Origin of the sequence: Shewanella holmiensis (genome assembly GCF_025370255.1) — a bacterium.
Taxonomy (GTDB): domain Bacteria; phylum Pseudomonadota; class Gammaproteobacteria; order Enterobacterales; family Shewanellaceae; genus Shewanella; species Shewanella holmiensis.
The window spans coordinates 1-18032 of record NZ_JAMTCD010000016.1 but is presented as its reverse complement, the minus strand read 5'-3'; the positions used below and the strand labels follow the sequence as shown (position 1 = coordinate 18032).

The following is an 18032-nucleotide window of genomic DNA, read 5'->3' as shown; positions in this document are numbered from 1 at the left end:
TTGATAATTCTTTTAGTAACATACGCCGATCTTGGCAGCCCCTTTATTTGGATTTAAATGCACTGAGTTTATGAATTAAGTGATACGAGTTATTCATTTTTTCGGTTAGCGCTATTTTCTGTTGGCTGCCATGGAATAACATTGAAAGTCATGTCATGCATTCGATCTAATGTATTGGCAGTTTAGCCAAATAAGTGCCTTTCTGTGTCCGGTTTAAGAAACATCAGTAGAGTAATGATAGATTCAGTTCGTTGGTAGGCTAAGTAACTGAATAAATGGTGCATAACAAGCCTAAGCCCGCAAAGACAACCTAACGACTTTGTTGGCAATATTTTCAGTGGAGTCAACAGTGCAGAAACGGCTAAATGACTCAGTGAATGATTTGAATGGGTATAACACCGCCTGTAACTAGGTAGGCAGAGGTAGCAATGGGTTTTGTAGACAATTTTTTGATAATGATAGCTCGTGGTTAGTCGACGGTGTTACACCGATCACTGATGTGATGCGAGCGTTTAATATTGAGGCGTTTCCCCAAAGCCAGAATTATGAAACCATCGCGGGTTTTATGATGTATATGCTAAGGAAGATCCCTAAGCGTACCGACTTCGTTAATTTTGCGGGATATAAGTTTGAAGTGGTCGACATTGATTCGTACAAAGTCGACCAATTATTGGTTACTAAAATAGATTCGCTTTAAATGACCTGTAAAAACGCATTGATGATGGGATCGTCAGTGCGTTTATCTTTGCAACAACAGCCTAGTTCAAATCCAGGTATCTCTACCGGTGAAGCGACCATTTGAATGCGTCCTCGCACGGGACTATTTTGAATCACAACATCAGGGCTAATACCTACCCCGCAACCTAAGGCTACCATGGAGGCGATAGCCTCCTGTCCTGCGACTTGCGCATAAATATTAGGTTTTAAACCCATCTGCTTAAACCAATTATCAATACGACGTCGCCCAGGACCATGATCAGGTACAATAAACGGCAATTTATCCCATTCTATTTCAGCTTGCGACACCATCTGCTGGACTTGGCATGGCATGGTTGGCGCGATGATAGATAGCGGCACTGAGTCAATTTTACTGAAATGAATACTTGGCGCTAAACTTTCGGGCATAGCTAAAATGGCAACGTCAGCTTTATTTTGCTGAATTTCATTAATCGCATTGGCAGGATCACCTGTGGTTAAATTGATTTCTACATGGGGATGCTCACGCCTAAAGCGTTCTAGTAATGGAGGTAAATGGCTATAGGCAGCGGTAACAGAACAGAAAATATTCAATCGACCGCGTAAGACATTTTGTTGTGGGTCGATGCGTTGTTTCAGCTGTGCCCACTCAGATAAGGTTTGTTCGGCAAAACGTTTAAACTCAATACCGGCATGGGTTAAGCTGACGCTGCGATTGTCTCGCTCAAGCAATTTACAGCCCACTTCCTCTTCTAATCTTTGCATGGCTCGGCTAAGTGTTGATGGGCTGACGTGGGTTTGCTCGGCCGTTTTGGCAAAGTGCAAACTGTCGCATAAATGCAAGTAAAGCTTAAGTGATCGAATATCCATAATGCCCCATGACACACTGTTGCTGATGTTTTATATCGCAAACTATATCATTTCATTTATTGCAATTACAAATGCTAAATATATCATTTTAAGCAATCATATGCTTGCGCTATAGTGAACTCAATCACAACTTCCGATAAGTTTACTTGCCAGAATGTTGCGTCTCAAATTAATGAATTTTATAGGTGGTATCAGATGGCTAACTATTTTAACTCTCTGAATTTACGTCAGCAATTATCTCAATTAGCACAGTGTCGCTTTATGGACCGCAGCGAATTCTTAGACGGCTGCAATTATATTAAAGATTGGAACATTGTTATTTTAGGCTGTGGTGCACAAGGTCTGAACCAAGGCTTAAACATGCGCGATTCGGGTCTAAATATTTCTTTTGCTTTACGCCCTGAAGCCATTGCTGAAAAACGTGCCTCTTGGAAAAAAGCGACTGATAATGGTTTCACCGTTGGTACCTTTGAAGAGCTTATTCCTGCAGCCGATTTGGTATTAAACCTAACGCCAGATAAGCAACACACTAACGTTGTTAATACGGTTATGCCATTAATGAAGCAAGGTTCAACGCTTTCATATTCACATGGCTTTAATATCGTTGAAGAAGGCATGCAAGTGCGTTCAGACATTACGGTAGTTATGGTGGCACCTAAGTGTCCGGGTACTGAGGTACGTGAAGAATACAAACGTGGTTTTGGTGTACCAACCTTGATTGCGGTCCACCCAGAAAATGATCCAAATGGTGATGGTTTAGATATCGCTAAAGCCTATGCTAGTGCCACTGGTGGTGACAGAGCTGGCGTATTGTTGTCATCGTTTATTGCTGAAGTTAAGTCTGACTTAATGGGCGAGCAAACGATTTTATGCGGCATGTTGCAAACAGGTGCCATTTTAGGTTACGAGAAAATGGTGGCTGATGGTGTTGAACCAGGATACGCAGCTAAATTAATTCAACAAGGTTGGGAAACCGTTACCGAAGCGCTGAAGCACGGCGGTATCACCAACATGATGGACCGTTTATCAAACCCAGCTAAAATTAAAGCCTTTGATATGGCTGAAGAGTTAAAAGAAATTTTAGCGCCTTTATTTGCCAAACATATGGACGACATTATTAGTGGTGAGTTTTCTCGCACTATGATGGCTGACTGGGCAAATGATGATGCGAATTTACTTCGCTGGCGTGCTGAAACTAATGAAACCGCATTTGAAAATGCACCCGTTTCTGGTGAACACATCGATGAGCAAACCTACTTTGATAAAGGCATCTTCTTAGTTGCGATGATCAAGGCGGGCGTCGAACTGGCCTTTGATACCATGGTTGCCTCAGGCATCGTTGAAGAATCAGCCTATTATGAGTCATTGCATGAAACGCCGTTAATTGCCAATACAATTGCTCGTAAGCGTCTGTATGAAATGAATATTGTAATTTCAGATACCGCTGAATATGGTTGTTACTTATTTAACCATGCAGCAGTACCATTATTACGTGATTACGTTAATGCCATGTCACCAGAGTTTTTAGGTGGTGGTTTAAAATCAGCATCAACAGGCGTTGATAACTTACGTTTAATTGAAGTGAATGACGCGATCCGTAATACCGATGTTGAATATATTGGTGCCGAATTGCGTGGCTACATGACCGATATGAAAAGTATTGTTGAAGCCAGTTAATGCCTTGAAGTGGCTACAAGGGTAGTCACTTCAATTGTTGGGCTTGTTTTGTAAATATGTACTGATTGAGTACCTGTTCAGTTTAGGTTGTTAAGTTAACAATGAGTTGTCGGACAGGCATCAAGGGAAGAGGAATCTTCCGGACTAAGTTTTTAGTTTGTTGTTTGCATTGTCTCGGCAGGGAAGCTGAATTTTTTTTACAAAGTCGATTTTTACTTGTGTTGGATGAAGTTTGTATGGTATCACTTATCACTCAGTTGATATTCAACACTCAAATTAGGAATTCAGTCTTTATATGTTTAACCAAGTAGCCCTACTCATTATTTCGATTATTACCGTAGTGATTATTAAATCACAGCGGGGGCTGCATTTGGCAAAAAGACTGACCTAGAGGTCACAAAATTCCAAAAACCCCCGCTCCGAAAGGACCGGGGGTTTTTTGTTTTAAGGCGTTTGAACATTCACTGAACATACACATTGTCATCAAGTAGCGTTAATAAGTAGAGAGTACATTATGGAAGTAGGGCAAAAAATGAGAGGCGCAGACGCCGTAATCAAAGTACTAGCCGCACATGGTGTAACCACAGTGTTTGGTTACCCAGGTGGGGCTATTATGCCGATTTATGATGCCCTTTATGGTAGCCCTGTTGAGCATCTGTTAAGTCGCCATGAACAAGGTGCAGCTTTTGCTGCGGTAGGCTATGCAAGAGCAAGTGGTAAAACCGGCGTTTGTTTTGCAACATCAGGGCCTGGCGCGACGAATTTGATCACTTCGCTTGCCGATGCGCTGCTCGACTCTGTGCCTTTAGTGGCGATCACCGGCCAGGTTTCAACCAGTGTGATTGGTACAGATGCTTTTCAGGAAATTGATGTGCTTGGGATGTCTCTGTCCTGTACTAAACACAGCTTTATGGTTACCGATATCAATGAGCTTATTCCCACGTTATATCGCGCCTTTGAAATTGCCGCATCTGGCAGACCGGGTCCTGTGTTGGTTGATATTCCAAAAGATATTCAAATTGCGGAGCTTGAATACAAAACCCCGTTGCAATCGGTTGAAGCTGAACTACAAGCGCAGTCTTGCGATCTTGCTGCCGCAGCGGAGCTTATCAAAGCGGCCAAAAAACCTATGCTTTATGTCGGTGGCGGTGTTGGAATGGCAGGTGCTGTTGCGCATTTACGCCAGTTTATTAACCAAACAAACATCCCTTCGGTCGCGACGTTAAAAGGCCTTGGCAGCATCGCCCATGACACACCGGGTTACCTTGGTATGTTAGGTATGCATGGTGGTAAGGCGGCTAACTTAGCGGTACAGGAATGTGATTTATTAATGGTGGTGGGCGCAAGGTTTGATGACCGAGTCACCGGACGGTTAGCCAGTTTTGCCAGTAACGCAAAGGTGTTGCATCTTGATATTGATGCCGCCGAGCTTGGCAAGTTGCGTCAACCTGATGTTGCCATCGCAGCTGAGCTGCGCTATGTACTACCTGCGTTAGCTGAAGCCGTTGTCGATGCCGTACATATTCAGCCCTGGTTGCAAGACATCACAGATATGGCACGTCAATATCAATGGGATTATAACCACCCAGGTGAATTGATTTTTGCCCCTTCAATGTTACGCCGCTTAGCCAATAAGTTACCAGAAGACAGTGTGGTCAGTTGTGATGTGGGTCAGCATCAAATGTGGGTTGCACAACATATGTGGTTTAGACGACCAGAAGATCATTTGTCTAGCGCGGGTTTAGGTACTATGGGGTTTGGTCTTCCTGCGGCAATTGGTGCACAAGTCGCCAGACCCAATGCGACAGTAGTCACCGTTTCTGGTGATGGATCCTTTATGATGAATGTGCAAGAGCTCACCACCATTAAGCGCCGTAAGTTACCGATTAAAATTTTGCTGGTTGATAATCAAAAGTTAGGCATGGTGAAGCAGTGGCAACAATTGTTTTTTGAAGAGCGCTATAGTGAAACCGATTTATCAGACAACCCTAACTTTGTGTTAATGGCATCCGCTTTTGATATCCCTGGCCGCACCATTACGCGTGCTGATGAAGTGGAACAAGCATTAGATGAAATGATCAATACCCCAGGCCCATTTATGTTACATGTGGTCATTAATGATGCCTTTAACGTTTGGCCGTTAGTGCCACCAGGGGCCAGTAACAGTGACATGATGGACCAAATGGAGAAACAAACATGATGATGCATAACCTTGAAATCACCGTTAAGCAATGTCCTGAAGTATTAGAGCGTGTATTACGGGTAACCCGTCACCGCGGCTTTAAAGTGACGCAAATGCACATGAATACCCAAGATGATAGTAGCTTGGCTATTAATTTGTGGGTTGAAGCCGAACGTGCTATCGAATTATTAAGTAACCAATTAGATAAGCTGATTGATGTGACTCAGTGTAAAGTATTACCTGCCGCGCAATTAGATAAAACTGTCAACGCTTAGGTTTTTGTTAGCGCCAGTTAACAAGTTTGAAGATATCCTAAGCCGCAATGAATTAAACAAGGAATGATGCAATGCCAAAATTACGTTCAGCAACCAGTACCGAAGGCCGTAACATGGCGGGAGCACGCGCTCTGTGGCGTGCAACAGGCGTGAAAGAAACCGATTTTGGTAAGCCGATTATCGCGATTGCTAACTCATTTACCCAATTTGTACCGGGTCATGTGCACTTAAAAGACATGGGCTCGTTGGTTGCCAGTGCCATAGAAGAAGTGGGCGGTATCGCCAAAGAATTTAATACTATTGCGGTCGATGACGGTATTGCGATGGGCCATGGCGGTATGCTTTATAGCTTACCATCGCGTGAGCTAATCGCCGACAGCGTAGAGTATATGGTTAATGCCCATTGTGCTGATGCATTAGTGTGTATCTCCAACTGCGACAAAATTACTCCCGGCATGTTAATGGCGGCATTACGTTTAAATATCCCTGTGGTATTTGTATCGGGGGGCCCAATGGAGGCGGGTAAAACTAAGTTGTCAGATAAAATCATTAAGCTTGATTTAGTTGACGCAATGGTGGCTGGCGCTGATACCAACGTGAGTGATGAAGACAGCAAACAAATTGAGCGTAGCGCGTGTCCAACGTGTGGCTCTTGCTCTGGTATGTTTACCGCAAACTCAATGAACTGCCTAACCGAAGCCTTGGGGTTATCCTTACCTGGTAATGGCTCAATGTTGGCGACCCATGCTGATCGCCGTGAGCTGTTTTTAGAAGCCGGTCGTCGTGTTATGAAACTGGCAGAACGTTATTACAAGCATGATGATGAAAATGCACTACCACGTAACATTGCATCATTTAAAGCATTTGAAAACGCCACCGCATTAGATATCGCCATGGGTGGCTCATCAAACACCGTATTGCATTTATTGGCCGCAGCGCAAGAAGCTGAAATCGATTTCACCATGGATGACATTGATCGGATGTCGCGCTTAGTGCCTCATCTTTGTAAGGTGGCGCCATCTACGCCTAAATATCACATGGAAGATGTGCATCGCGCGGGTGGCGTTATGGGGATTCTAGGTGAGTTAGACCGTGCCGGCTTACTTCACAACGATGTACCACATGTGGCAGCTGATAATGGTGGCGGCTTGAAGTCAGTATTGGCAAAATATGACATCAAACAGACCGACGATGCACAGGTCAGACGCTTCTTTAGTGCTGGCCCTGCTGGTATTCCAACCCAAAAAGCGTTTAGCCAGGATTGCCGCTGGGACTCGGTTGACGACGATCGTGAAAACGGCTGTATTCGTAGCCGTGAATTTGCCTTCAGCCAAGAAGGTGGCCTAGCGGTGTTGTCTGGCAATGTTGCTGAGAATGGCTGTATTGTAAAAACTGCAGGCGTGGATGAGTCAAACTTAGTGTTTGTGGGTAGTGCGCGTATTTACGAAAGCCAAGATGACGCCGTAAGCGGTATTTTAGGTGGGGAAGTGGTTGCAGGTGATGTTGTGGTGATTCGCTACGAAGGCCCTAAAGGTGGCCCTGGTATGCAAGAAATGTTGTATCCAACCACTTACCTTAAATCTCGTGGTTTAGGCACTCAGTGTGCGTTAATCACCGATGGACGTTTCTCTGGTGGCACATCTGGCCTGTCGATTGGCCATATATCGCCTGAGGCGGCATCAGGTGGCACTATCGCTTTAATTGAAAACGGCGATCAAATTGCTATCGATATTCCACGTCGCAGCATCAAATTGAACGTCAGTGATGACGTCTTAGCAACACGTCGTCAGGCGATGGAAGCTAAAGGGGTACTCGCGTGGAAACCCCTTGCACGTGAACGTTATGTGTCGCTAGCATTGAAAGCCTATGCATTATTAGCCACCAGTGCTGATAAAGGCGCGGTGCGCGATCGCAGTAAGTTGGAGGGGTAATATGTTAGCCTTGGCATCTCAAACGCAGTTAGATTTGGCCCATTATTATTTACAGAAGATTTTGCTGTCGTCAGTCTATGACATTGCCAAGGTCACCCCATTATCTGGCATGAAAAAACTGTCAGCACGCTTAGGTTGCGATGTCTTTTTAAAACGAGAAGACATGCAGCCTGTGCACTCATTCAAACTGCGTGGCGCCTATAATCGCATTGCTGAGTTAACGCCTAAGCAATGCGATGCTGGCGTGGTATGTGCCTCGGCAGGAAATCATGCTCAAGGCGTGGCTATGTCGGCGGCAAGTCGCGGCATAAATGCTGTGATCGTCATGCCAAGCACCACCCCAGATATTAAGATCGATGCAGTAAAACGACTTGGCGGCACAGTGGTGCTGCACGGGCAAGCGTTTGATCAAGCCAATGATTATGCCAAAGCGTTATCTGAACAAGAAGGTAGAGTGTATATCGCTCCCTTTGATGATGAAGCCGTTATTGCTGGGCAAGGCACGATTGCCCAAGAAATGCTCCAGCAACAACGTGGCTTAGAAGTGGTGTTTGTACCTGTTGGCGGCGGCGGATTGATTGCGGGGATCGCGGCGTATTACAAAGCAGTGATGCCGCAGGTAAAAATCATTGGTGTTGAGCCTGAAGATGCAGCATGTTTAAAGGCGGCATTAGAAGCAGACGAACCTGTCACATTAGGCCAGGTTGGACTATTTGCCGATGGCGTGGCTGTCAAGCGTATTGGTAATGAGCCCTTTCGCCTTGCCAGAGAATATGTAGACCATGTCATTACTGTTACCTCAGATGAAATTTGCGCTGCAGTAAAAGATATTTTTGAAGATACCCGAGCAATTGCTGAGCCTGCAGGGGCGTTATCAATCGCCGGGCTAAAAAAGTACATGCTTCAGCACGAATCTGATACAGACAAACCCCTAAAAGTGGCGGCCATTTTAAGTGGTGCCAATGTCAACTTTCATAGCTTGCGTTATGTGTCCGAGCGTTGCGAGTTAGGTGAGCAGAAAGAAGCGGTATTGGCCGTTAAGGTACCTGAGCAGCCTGGTAGCTTTTTACGTTTTTGTGAATTACTTGAAAAACGGGTGATGACAGAGTTTAACTACCGATTCAGCAGCCGAGACATGGCGGTGGTGTTTGCGGGTATTCGCTTAAGTGGTGGCCAAACTGAACTTAAAGGCATTATTGCCAAGCTAGAGTCTGAAGGCTTTGAAGTGCAGGATTTATCTCAAGATGAAACCGCAAAATTACATGTGCGTTACATGGTTGGCGGTCATCCACTTGAAGCGTTAGAAGAGCGTTTATTCAGCTTTGAGTTTCCTGAGCACCCAGGAGCATTGTTGAAGTTTTTAACCACATTACAAAGCCAGTGGAATATCAGCTTATTTCATTATCGTAATCATGGTGCAGCATTTGGACGTGTGTTGGCAGGATTTGAAGTGCCGGCAAGCGATGATATTCCTTTTGCGCGCTTTTTAACGGATTTAGGCTTTGTCTATCAAGAAGAAACCCAAAGTCCGGCTTATAAATTGTTTTTAAATGCCAATAAACCTTAAGTTAAGGTGATATAACATTGTTAGCTCACCTTTAGCTGTTGACTAAATGCGAGGTATTGATGTGTTATTTGTTTGCCGCGATTTTGGGATGAATTTGAAAGGCGAAAACGGGACTGAAATTGGGTTGAAACTGAGCTAAAACAACTAAGTTGAAACTAAGCCAAGTAGTAAAACAAATGGACATATTAACTGAATATGTTTATTCCAGAGTGCCAGTTGAGTCGAGGGTAGCATAATTTTTTTGCATACTGGCGTGATTTAGTCTGTCAGTATGCTAAGTTAGCTGACTCACTTCTTTTGAGGTGACGTCAGCTCATTTTATTGCCAAAACGAGAACATACTCGTCGGTAAGTTGTGTTTTTTATGTAGGGTAAAGTTTTGACTCACACTATTTTAAAGATAGTTATATCCAGTTAAGGAGACATTGATGTTGCCCGTACCGCAAATTTCCACTTTTAACCCTCCACGTCGTATTTTGATGGGCCCAGGGCCGTCCGATGTTTATCCTGAAGTCTTAGCGGCTCAAGCTAAACCCACCATTGGCCATCTAGATCCTCTTTTCGTGAATATGATGGATGAGTTAAAACAACTTATTCAATATGCGTTTCAGACTAAAAATGAGATGACATTAGCTGTTTCGGCGCCAGGCAGTGCTGGCATGGAAACCTGTTTTGTTAACCTTGTTGAGCCAGGGGAAAAGGTCATCGTTTGCCGCAATGGTGTTTTTGGCGAGCGTATGCGCCAAAACGTTGAGCGTGTCGGTGGTGTTGCCGTTGTGGTGGATAACGAATGGGGTCAACCTGTTTGTCCACAAGCAGTCGAACAAGCTTTGGTGGCGCATCCAGATGCAAAATTTTTAGCATTTGTACACGCTGAGACCTCGACTGGCGCCTTATCTGATGCGCAAACCTTGTGTACTTTGGCGCAATTGCATAATTGTCTGACCATTGTAGATGCCGTTACTTCGCTCGGTGGTGTTGAATTACGGGTTGATGAATGGGGAATTGATGCTATTTATTCCGGTAGCCAAAAGTGTTTGTCTTGTGTGCCGGGATTGTCACCTGTGTCGTTTTCAGACAAAGCGGTTGCCAAACTAAAGAGCCGCCAAACACCTGTACAAAGCTGGTTTTTAGATCAAACGTTAGTGATGGGATATTGGGGTAATGCCGCTGGTGGTAAGCGCAGTTATCACCACACCGCCCCGGTGAATGCACTATATGCATTGCATGAATCATTTAGAGTGTTAGCCAATGAAGGCTTAGAAAATGCCTGGGCGCGTCATCATAATATGCACGTGCTGTTGCGTGATGGTTTAACGCAGCTTGGGCTAAGGTTTGTGGTAGATGAAGCTTATCGTTTACCGCAACTTAATGCCGTTTATATTCCAGAAGGCATAGATGATGCTTTAGTGCGTAAGCAACTATTAGAACAATACAATCTTGAGATTGGTGCTGGTTTAGGGGCATTAGCCGGTAAAGCATGGCGTATTGGGCTTATGGGCTTTGGCGCAAGGAGAGAAAATGTCGCTTTGTGTCTTAAAGCACTGGAAGATGTAATGCGTTAATTAATAGTGACGAATCGGCTTTTTGAAACAGGTACCTACAAGGTGCCTGTTTGCCTGTTTGCCTATTAACGGTTTGTTATTTGATTTTTTTTATGGGTAACCGCTATGCTTAATGTCTGCAACCGAATGAAATGCTTTGTTGGTTCAGCGCCTTAATGGTGACACGTTAGGCGGTCATTGAATGATTCAGCCCTAATAAAATAATTCTGTTAGGTATAGCTATTAAGGTAAATATTCGTCTATGCGAAGGTCTTGGTACAAGGCTCATCAATTGAGCACACGCTTGATTGCATTACTGTTGCCTGCATTATGTTTTGGTCAGTTTGTTTATGCTGAAAATGCAGTTTTGTCAGGGCATAAAAAAGTCATCAAAATAGCCTCTGCAGATTCCCGTCCCCCCTATATTTTACAAGATGAGCGTTCAGGTCTTGAGTTAGACATTATTCGTTTAGCATTAGCTGATCAGGGGATTGAGGTGCATTTTCAATTCTCATCACGTAATCGGCAAATGTTGCACTTTGAACAACATAAAGTCGATGCCATTATTACCGTTAATCAGCATTCAGGTGTCAGTGGCTTTTTCTCTGATAATTACATCAGCTATCAAAATGTTGCTATTAGTTTGGCTAAAAATAATTTAAGAATAAAAGATATCAATGATTTGTCTGAATTTGGCGTGGTCGCGTTTTTAAATGCGAAGAATGTGTTGGGGGATGTATTCCATCAAATGGCTGATTCTAATTTGTCCTATTTAGAGGTGTCACCGCAACAAAAGCAAAATAAAATGCTTTATCTAAAAAGGGTAGATGTGGTGATTGCTGATAAGTACGTATTTCAATACTTAAATACATTGATCGCTAGAGAGGTGGATGTCAGTGAGAATCTGCACTACCACATGATTTTTCCTGCATCAGAGTATTTTGTCAGTTTTCATGATAAAGCATTAAGAAATACCTTTAACCAAGGGTTAAAGAATATTCGTAATAACGGCGTTTATCGACAGCTTGAGCAAAAATATGTCGGTTCTGCTCAATAAAATAAAGCCTCATGTTGAGGCTTTATTTGTGTGCGGTTATCGCTGACTAATCAGCTAAGCGCTTTTCTAATTCGTTGACTTGAGCTTGAAGCGCTTCTAGTTTTTCTCGAGTTTTTAATAACACGTGTTGCTGTACTTCAAATTCTTCGCGAGAGACAACATCTAACTTCATTAACTGGCTTTGTAAAACTTGTTTACTGCGTTCTTCAAACTCTGCGGCAAATTGTTTAACGCCGCTAGGTAAGTTTTCGCTCAGCTGTTTGGCGACTTCTTCAATTTTCTTTGGATTAATCATCATTTGTCTTCCTACACCAATATTGCTGCCATTGTAGCTCAGCGATACCTTAGTCGCAAAATCTGACGACAAAATTGTTAACTCTACCAAGTTGCCATCTGCTATGATCCGCCTTCGTGTTGAATAGTGGGAATGCAATTAAAATGAAACTCAATCCAGGACAAAATGATGCAGTGCATTATGTCTCCGGCCCTTGCTTGGTATTAGCAGGTGCAGGTAGTGGAAAAACGCGAGTTATCATTAATAAAATAGCCTACCTCGTTGAAAAATGCGGTTATAAAGCCCGCAATATTGCCGCTGTCACCTTTACCAATAAAGCCGCACGTGAAATGAAAGAGCGTGTGGCACAATCTATGGGCAGAAAAGAAGCCCGTGGTTTATGGATATCCACCTTCCATACCTTAGGTTTAGAAATTATTAAACGTGAGCATAAAGTATTGGGGCTTAAAGCTGGTTTTTCATTATTTGATGACCAGGATACGTTTGCGTTATTAAAAGAATTAACTCAGGACGAATTAGACGAAGATAAAGATTTAATTAAGGCATTAGCGTCAGCCATTTCAAATTGGAAAGGCGGCTTGGTTATCCCTCAGCAAGCACGCAAAATGGTGAAAGATGAGCAGGGCCAGCTTTTTGCTATGTTGTATCAACGTTATGCCCAGCATATGAAAGCTTATAACGCGCTCGACTTTGATGATTTAATTTTGATCCCCACTTTGTTGTTACGCATGAATGAAGAAGTTCGTACCCGCTGGCAGACGCGGATTCAATATTTGCTGGTGGACGAATATCAAGATACCAACACCAGTCAATATGAGTTGGTTAAATTGCTGGTCGGTGAGCGAGCAAGATTTACCGTGGTAGGAGATGACGACCAGTCTATTTACTCATGGCGCGGTGCCAAACCGCAAAATTTAGTATTGCTGGGTACCGATTTCCCTAAGCTGAAATTGATTAAATTAGAGCAAAATTATCGCTCCAGCCAACGGATTTTGCGTGCGGCCAATATTCTGATTGCCAATAACCCTCACGTGTATGAAAAAGCCCTGTTTAGTGAGTTAGCCTATGGCGAGCCTTTAAGAATATTAATTGCCGCCAATGAAGAGCAGGAAGCTGAGCGTGTGGTGGCTGAAATAATCCGTCATAAATTTGTTGGCCGTACTCAGTTTGGGCAGTATGCAATTTTGTATCGGGGTAATCATCAGTCGCGATTACTTGAACGTGCCCTAATGACAAACCGTATTCCTTATAAACTCAGTGGTGGTACGTCATTTTTCGCCCGTGCTGAAATTAAAGACATCATGGCTTATCTGCGTTTAGTGGTAAATCCTGATGATGATAATGCATTTTTAAGAGTGGTTAATTTACCCAAGCGTGGGATTGGTCCGGCAACGTTAGAGCGATTGGGTAACTTTGCGAATCAAAAACATATTTCAATGTTTGAAGCGATTTTTGATGCTGGTCTAAACCACGAGCTAGCGCCAGCTGCCGTTAAATCGCTGTACCAATTTGGTCAGTTTATCGTTGATACTGGCGAAATTGCTAAGCGAGGGGAATCGGTTGATGCGATTAAAAAACTGATCCGCAGTATTAATTATGAAGATTACCTATACGAGACCAGTACCAGCGCCAAAGCTGCTGAAATGCGCATGAAAAACATTTCAGAACTGTATCGCTGGGTGACTGAAATGCTCGAAGGTGACGAGCTTGATGAGCCAATGACGTTACCGGAAGTCGTGACTCGCTTAACCCTGCGTGACATGATGGAGCGTAACAGTGAAGATGAGGGTGGCGATCAAGTACAGCTAATGACCTTGCATGCCTCCAAAGGGCTCGAGTTTCCATTTGTATTTATGGTAGGCGTTGAAGAACGTATATTGCCTCATCAATCCAGTATCGATGAAGATAATGTTGACGAAGAGCGACGACTCGCATATGTGGGAATTACCCGAGCTCAACGTGAATTATGGTTTGTTATTTGTCGCGAACGACGTCAATTTGGGGAAACCATGCGCTGCGAACCAAGTCGGTTTTTGATGGAGTTGCCTCAAGACGATTTAATTTGGGAAAATCGTAAACCACAACAAACTGAGCAACAAAGAATGGCAACCGGTAAAAGTAATATTGCTAACCTTAGGGATATGTTTAAAAAGTAGTGAAGTTATTTTTGATGTGGCAATAAGACGAGTGAAGTTCGCGTTATGCCACATAATGTGAAGTCTTATTTGAAGAACACGCTATTAGGGCCTGTTGATCTTTCAAGGTTGTTTTTGCAGCGAATTGTTGGTCATTTGTACAAGGCAGAGACTTTGTGGTGTAGTTATTCTACATAAGAAGTCGATAACGCAGTACAAATGACCAACAAACGCTGCCCGAAGGGTTCGGCTAAAAACGTTTTACTCTTTGTTGAATGAACTTTTTGAGAACAAAGAGTGCTTAGATGACTAGGCATCAATCCATTCGCCTCAATTAAAACGTTTTTAACTCGAACAAAATTAAACCAGCAAAGATCAACAGGCCCTAGTAACAAGGGGCAAAATACTCAGGGCTATCTTGGACATGAGACTCTTGACGATGAATGCTTTTTAAGCACATGAATTCATAACGTTAGCTATGTTTACTGTTTTTTTTTCCAATGTTCTTCCTTTACCCACCTTATAACCCAATTCAATAAATTGTAGTTTTTGTTGCAAGGTATCAACGCCGGTGGCAACCATGTTGATGCCCAATGCTTCTGCTGATAATCGGTAAGCTTTGACTAATTTCAATTGATTGTCATTAAGCAAATGTTTACTGATTTCCTGATCAAGCATTAAGGTGCTGATGGGTAAAAAACTCAAGCTACTTAATGAGCTATAACCGGTTCCGAAATGATCTAGACCGATATTTGTGCCCAACTGCTTGAGGATTTCAAAGGCATTAAGATGATTCTCGGTGTCTTTAACTAATGATTTTTCGTTGAAGAAAACCGTCAGTTTTGATAAATCAATTTTGCTACTTTTTAGCGTGTTTTTGAGACCACGCAAGGCATATTTATGGTTCACATGCTGGCTTGATATCGACATATAAAGTTGAGTTACAGCACCATATTGCTGTTTTAATGCCGGATAATCTTTGTTTAATTGTTGAAAAATATAGCCGTCAAAAATTAAAGATAATTGTGCATTTGATGTCAGTTGGAGCAGTTTATTATGATCCCAAAAGCCATGCTTTTCATGCTGCCACTGAGCTTGTGGCTCTATTGCAATAATGGTTTTTTGTACTAAATCATAAATTGGGCGATAACTCACCTGAATAAGGTTTTGGCTGAGCGCTAGGGTGAGTTGCTCATCCAAATCATTGCGCTGCTCAGACTGGTAGCTTAATTCACTGTCAAAAATAACATAACAACCCTTACCATTTGATTTCGCTTGGTACATGGCTCTGTCAGCATCACGTAAAATCGACTCACTGGTTTCTAATTTATCGTTGCGACTAAAAGCGATGCCAATACTGGCGCCAGACAGAAAGTCTTTATTTGACAATGAATAAGCTTGACTGACTTGATGCAAAATGCGCTCGCTGACTTCTATCGCATCTTGAGTGCCGCGAATTGAATCAAGTAAAATAACAAATTCATCTCCGCCCATTCTGGCCAGAGTATCGTTTTCACGAATACAGCTTTTTAGACGTTTAGCGGTTTCAATTAAAAAGCGATCGCCTTCAAGATGGCCGAAGGTATCGTTAATCACTTTGAAGCGATCTAAATCGATGAAGAGTAGGGCGAATTGATCTAATCCGTGGCGTCTGACGTGCTTTAACGCTTGCGATAATCTGTCCATTAAGAAATTACGGTTTGGCAGTCCGGTTAATCCGTCATGTTGTGCATCATGTACCAACTGAGCTTCAATTTTGCGACGTTGATTTATTTCTGTTTGTAAGTTGCGATTGACTTGAGCCAGGGCTTGAGTACGGGTAGACACTTTATCTTCTAGCAATTCATGACTGCGCTTTAATGACTCAACCGCATGTTTGCGTTCAATCGCATTGGCAATGTGTTGTGATACAAATGTCAGCAGTTCAAGGTCTTTAATTTGATAGTTTTGTTTGGCATCTAAACTGTAAATAGTCAGTGCGCCAACAACGTGTTCATTAATAATTAAGGGCACACCTATCCATTGATGCATATGCTCGGTACGGTTTAATTCAGGTGATTTGGCATAGATATCACCAAACTCTACTAGTTTCTTTATGTCGGTATTACTGAGCAATCTTGGCTGCTTGTGCTGTAAAATATACTCGGTTAAACCATCTTGTACCGGACGCGTTGAGGGGTAGTCATTGTCTAGCTGCGAAACATAAAAAGGAAAAGACAACATATTGTTATCAATTAATGAGATAAAACAGTTTTCAGCGGGTAATAACTGGCTAATGATTTCATGAATTCGGGTATAGAAATCTTTTTGGGCAAGTTTAGATGAAGAAAGATCTGCGATTTGAAATAAAGATTTTTGCAGGTTTTCTGCTTTAACGCGCTCTTTTACTTCTGATTTTAGGCTGTTGTATGCCTGGCTTAATTCTCGAGTGCGTTCTTCAATGGCTATTTCAAGTTGTTCATTATGAAGCAATCGCTCCATGACACCTGAAATATGTTGACTAATAAAGCCCATTAATTCAAGTTCAAGCTCACCATAGTTAATTTCAGTGTTATAACTTTGGACGACTAAAACACCGTTTACAACCTCTCCGTTTTTAATCGGCACACCTAACCATTGATGACATGGAGAGCCTAGCCCTTGAATTTTACCTTGCGCAATCAGTTTACAAAACTCATCTTCATTGCATAATAACGGCTGCCCTTGTCTAAGCACATAACCGGTAATACCGCGATTTAAAATTTCAGAAATTTCTTCGTCTGGATAGAGTTCGCTGGGATGAGAGTCTTTTTCATCGGCAAAAAAAGGCAGGCTAATCAACCCAGTTTTAGGGTTTTGTGCGGCGATGAAAAAGTTATCTGCGGGAATGAGGCGCTGCAAGTGTTGATGAACACCTGTGTAGAAATCGTCTAAACTGTTTACATTATTAGCTATATTAGATATGCCTAATAGTGCGTTTTGCACGATTTCAGCGCGCTTATATTTTTTAGCTAAACGCTTTAGTCGAGCAATTCGACGCTGAAGAGAATCAACGTCAGTAGGTAACTTGGGGCTATTAACTTCCTTATCCATACCTGCAGCCACACTATCCTATTAACAATACTCAGAAATGTTCAAAGCTAACATGTATATTTAACACAATTTAAAATGTGATCCAAGTAATATAATTTGACGTAATATGGAGATAAATCGCGCTGATTAGTCAAAACTTAATCACTCAGATAAAAAAAGTGAATCATCACTAGACGTAGAGGTAATTTATCCCTACTATATGCGTCGCTAACCAAGGCGAGCGCCCATAGCTCAGCTGGATAGAGCGTACCCCTCCGGAGGGTAAGGCCGAAGGTTCGAATCCTTCTGGGCGCACCATTCGGTATCTATGCTTTTCGGATTTGGTTGGTAAGATTGAAAGTCAGTGGTGATTGTAGCTCAGTTGGTAGAGTCCCGGATTGTGATTCCGGTTGTCGTGGGTTCGAGCCCCATCAGTCACCCCATTCAATCTAAAAGCGTTATTGATAACGTAATATGTTAAATATCAATATTCGGTGATTAGCGCAGCCCGGTAGCGCATCTCGTTTGGGACGAGAGGGTCAGAGGTTCGAATCCTCTATCACCGACCACATTTACGCTTTTAATAGCGTGTTTATCCTGAGAGGTTAAACAAATATTAAACTTGTCAGCAAGTAAAAACTTCGGTGATTAGCGCAGCCCGGTAGCGCATCTCGTTTGGGACGAGAGGGTCAGAGGTTCGAATCCTCTATCACCGACCACATTAAGCAAAAAGCCACTCTTATGAGTGGCTTT

11 protein-coding genes, 4 tRNA genes and 1 pseudogene are annotated in these 18032 nt (G+C 42.8%); 13 read left to right on the top strand and 3 right to left on the bottom strand.

Translation table 11 applies throughout. The annotated features are described in order from the left end of the window. Positions 1-454: 454 nt before the first annotated feature. A pseudogene (locus NE535_RS12510) lies at positions 455-697 on the top strand (transporter associated domain-containing protein); the annotation flags it as partial. On the opposite strand, the gene ilvY reads toward NE535_RS12510, so the two are convergent. Further along, the gene (ilvY, locus tag NE535_RS12505; protein WP_261298966.1) at positions 694-1566 is read right to left on the bottom strand and encodes an HTH-type transcriptional activator IlvY; all 873 of its coding nucleotides are present in this window, start codon (positions 1564-1566) and stop codon (positions 694-696) included. The pseudogene NE535_RS12510 and the gene ilvY overlap by 4 nt on opposite strands. Before the next feature lie 195 nt (positions 1567-1761). Between ilvY and ilvC the strand changes: the two genes are divergently transcribed. The 7 genes from ilvC (at position 1762) to NE535_RS12470 (ending at position 11798) form a co-directional block, all read left to right on the top strand. Then, the gene (gene ilvC / locus NE535_RS12500) at positions 1762-3243 is read left to right on the top strand and encodes a ketol-acid reductoisomerase (RefSeq protein WP_261298965.1); all 1482 of its coding nucleotides are present in this window, start codon (positions 1762-1764) and stop codon (positions 3241-3243) included. 514 nt (positions 3244-3757) lie between these two features. Then, positions 3758-5443 (top strand): acetolactate synthase 2 catalytic subunit, encoded by a 1686-nt coding sequence (gene ilvG, locus NE535_RS12495; RefSeq protein ID WP_261298964.1) that lies wholly within the window; start codon positions 3758-3760, stop codon positions 5441-5443. Further along, positions 5443-5700, top strand: coding sequence for an acetolactate synthase 2 small subunit (ilvM, locus tag NE535_RS12490; protein ID WP_261299029.1), 258 nt, complete (start codon positions 5443-5445; stop codon positions 5698-5700). The genes ilvG and ilvM overlap by 1 nt, the downstream gene beginning before the upstream one ends. A gap of 71 nt (positions 5701-5771) precedes the next feature. Further along, positions 5772-7631, top strand: a complete 1860-nt coding sequence (gene ilvD / locus NE535_RS12485) for a dihydroxy-acid dehydratase (protein ID WP_261298963.1) — start codon at positions 5772-5774, stop codon at positions 7629-7631. Position 7632: 1 nt separating this feature from the next. Continuing rightward, complete coding sequence (gene ilvA / locus NE535_RS12480) at positions 7633-9198, top strand: threonine ammonia-lyase, biosynthetic (RefSeq protein ID WP_261298962.1); 1566 nt, start codon at positions 7633-7635, stop codon at positions 9196-9198. Between the two features lie 427 nt (positions 9199-9625). After that, a complete protein-coding gene (locus NE535_RS12475; protein ID WP_261298961.1) occupies positions 9626-10762 on the top strand; it encodes a pyridoxal-phosphate-dependent aminotransferase family protein in 1137 nt (378 codons plus the stop codon). Between the two features lie 271 nt (positions 10763-11033). Beyond that, positions 11034-11798: a substrate-binding periplasmic protein gene (locus tag NE535_RS12470; protein ID WP_261298960.1), complete on the top strand. Its 765-nt coding sequence runs from the start codon at positions 11034-11036 to the stop codon at positions 11796-11798. Positions 11799-11844: 46 nt separating this feature from the next. Here NE535_RS12470 and ubiK read toward each other — a convergent pair whose 3' ends face one another. Next, positions 11845-12093, bottom strand: coding sequence for a ubiquinone biosynthesis accessory factor UbiK (gene ubiK / locus NE535_RS12465; RefSeq protein WP_261299028.1), 249 nt, complete (start codon positions 12091-12093; stop codon positions 11845-11847). 143 nt (positions 12094-12236) lie between these two features. Between ubiK and rep the strand changes: the two genes are divergently transcribed. Further along, positions 12237-14249 (top strand): DNA helicase Rep, encoded by a 2013-nt coding sequence (gene rep, locus NE535_RS12460; protein WP_261298959.1) that lies wholly within the window; start codon positions 12237-12239, stop codon positions 14247-14249. A gap of 429 nt (positions 14250-14678) precedes the next feature. Here the strand turns inward: rep and NE535_RS12455 are convergent, their stop codons facing one another. Then, on the bottom strand, positions 14679-17300 hold the full coding sequence (locus tag NE535_RS12455) for a sensor domain-containing phosphodiesterase (RefSeq protein ID WP_261298958.1): 2622 nt from the start codon (positions 17298-17300) through the stop codon (positions 14679-14681). Between the two features lie 220 nt (positions 17301-17520). Here NE535_RS12455 and NE535_RS12450 point away from each other — a divergent pair. The 4 genes from NE535_RS12450 (at position 17521) to NE535_RS12435 (ending at position 17998) form a co-directional block, all read left to right on the top strand. Continuing rightward, positions 17521-17597 (top strand) — tRNA-Arg (locus tag NE535_RS12450). Between the two features lie 49 nt (positions 17598-17646). Continuing rightward, positions 17647-17722 (top strand) — tRNA-His (locus NE535_RS12445). 49 nt (positions 17723-17771) lie between these two features. Beyond that, positions 17772-17848 (top strand) — tRNA-Pro (locus NE535_RS12440). Between the two features lie 73 nt (positions 17849-17921). Next, positions 17922-17998, top strand: a tRNA-Pro gene (locus NE535_RS12435). Positions 17999-18032 lie beyond the last annotated feature (34 nt).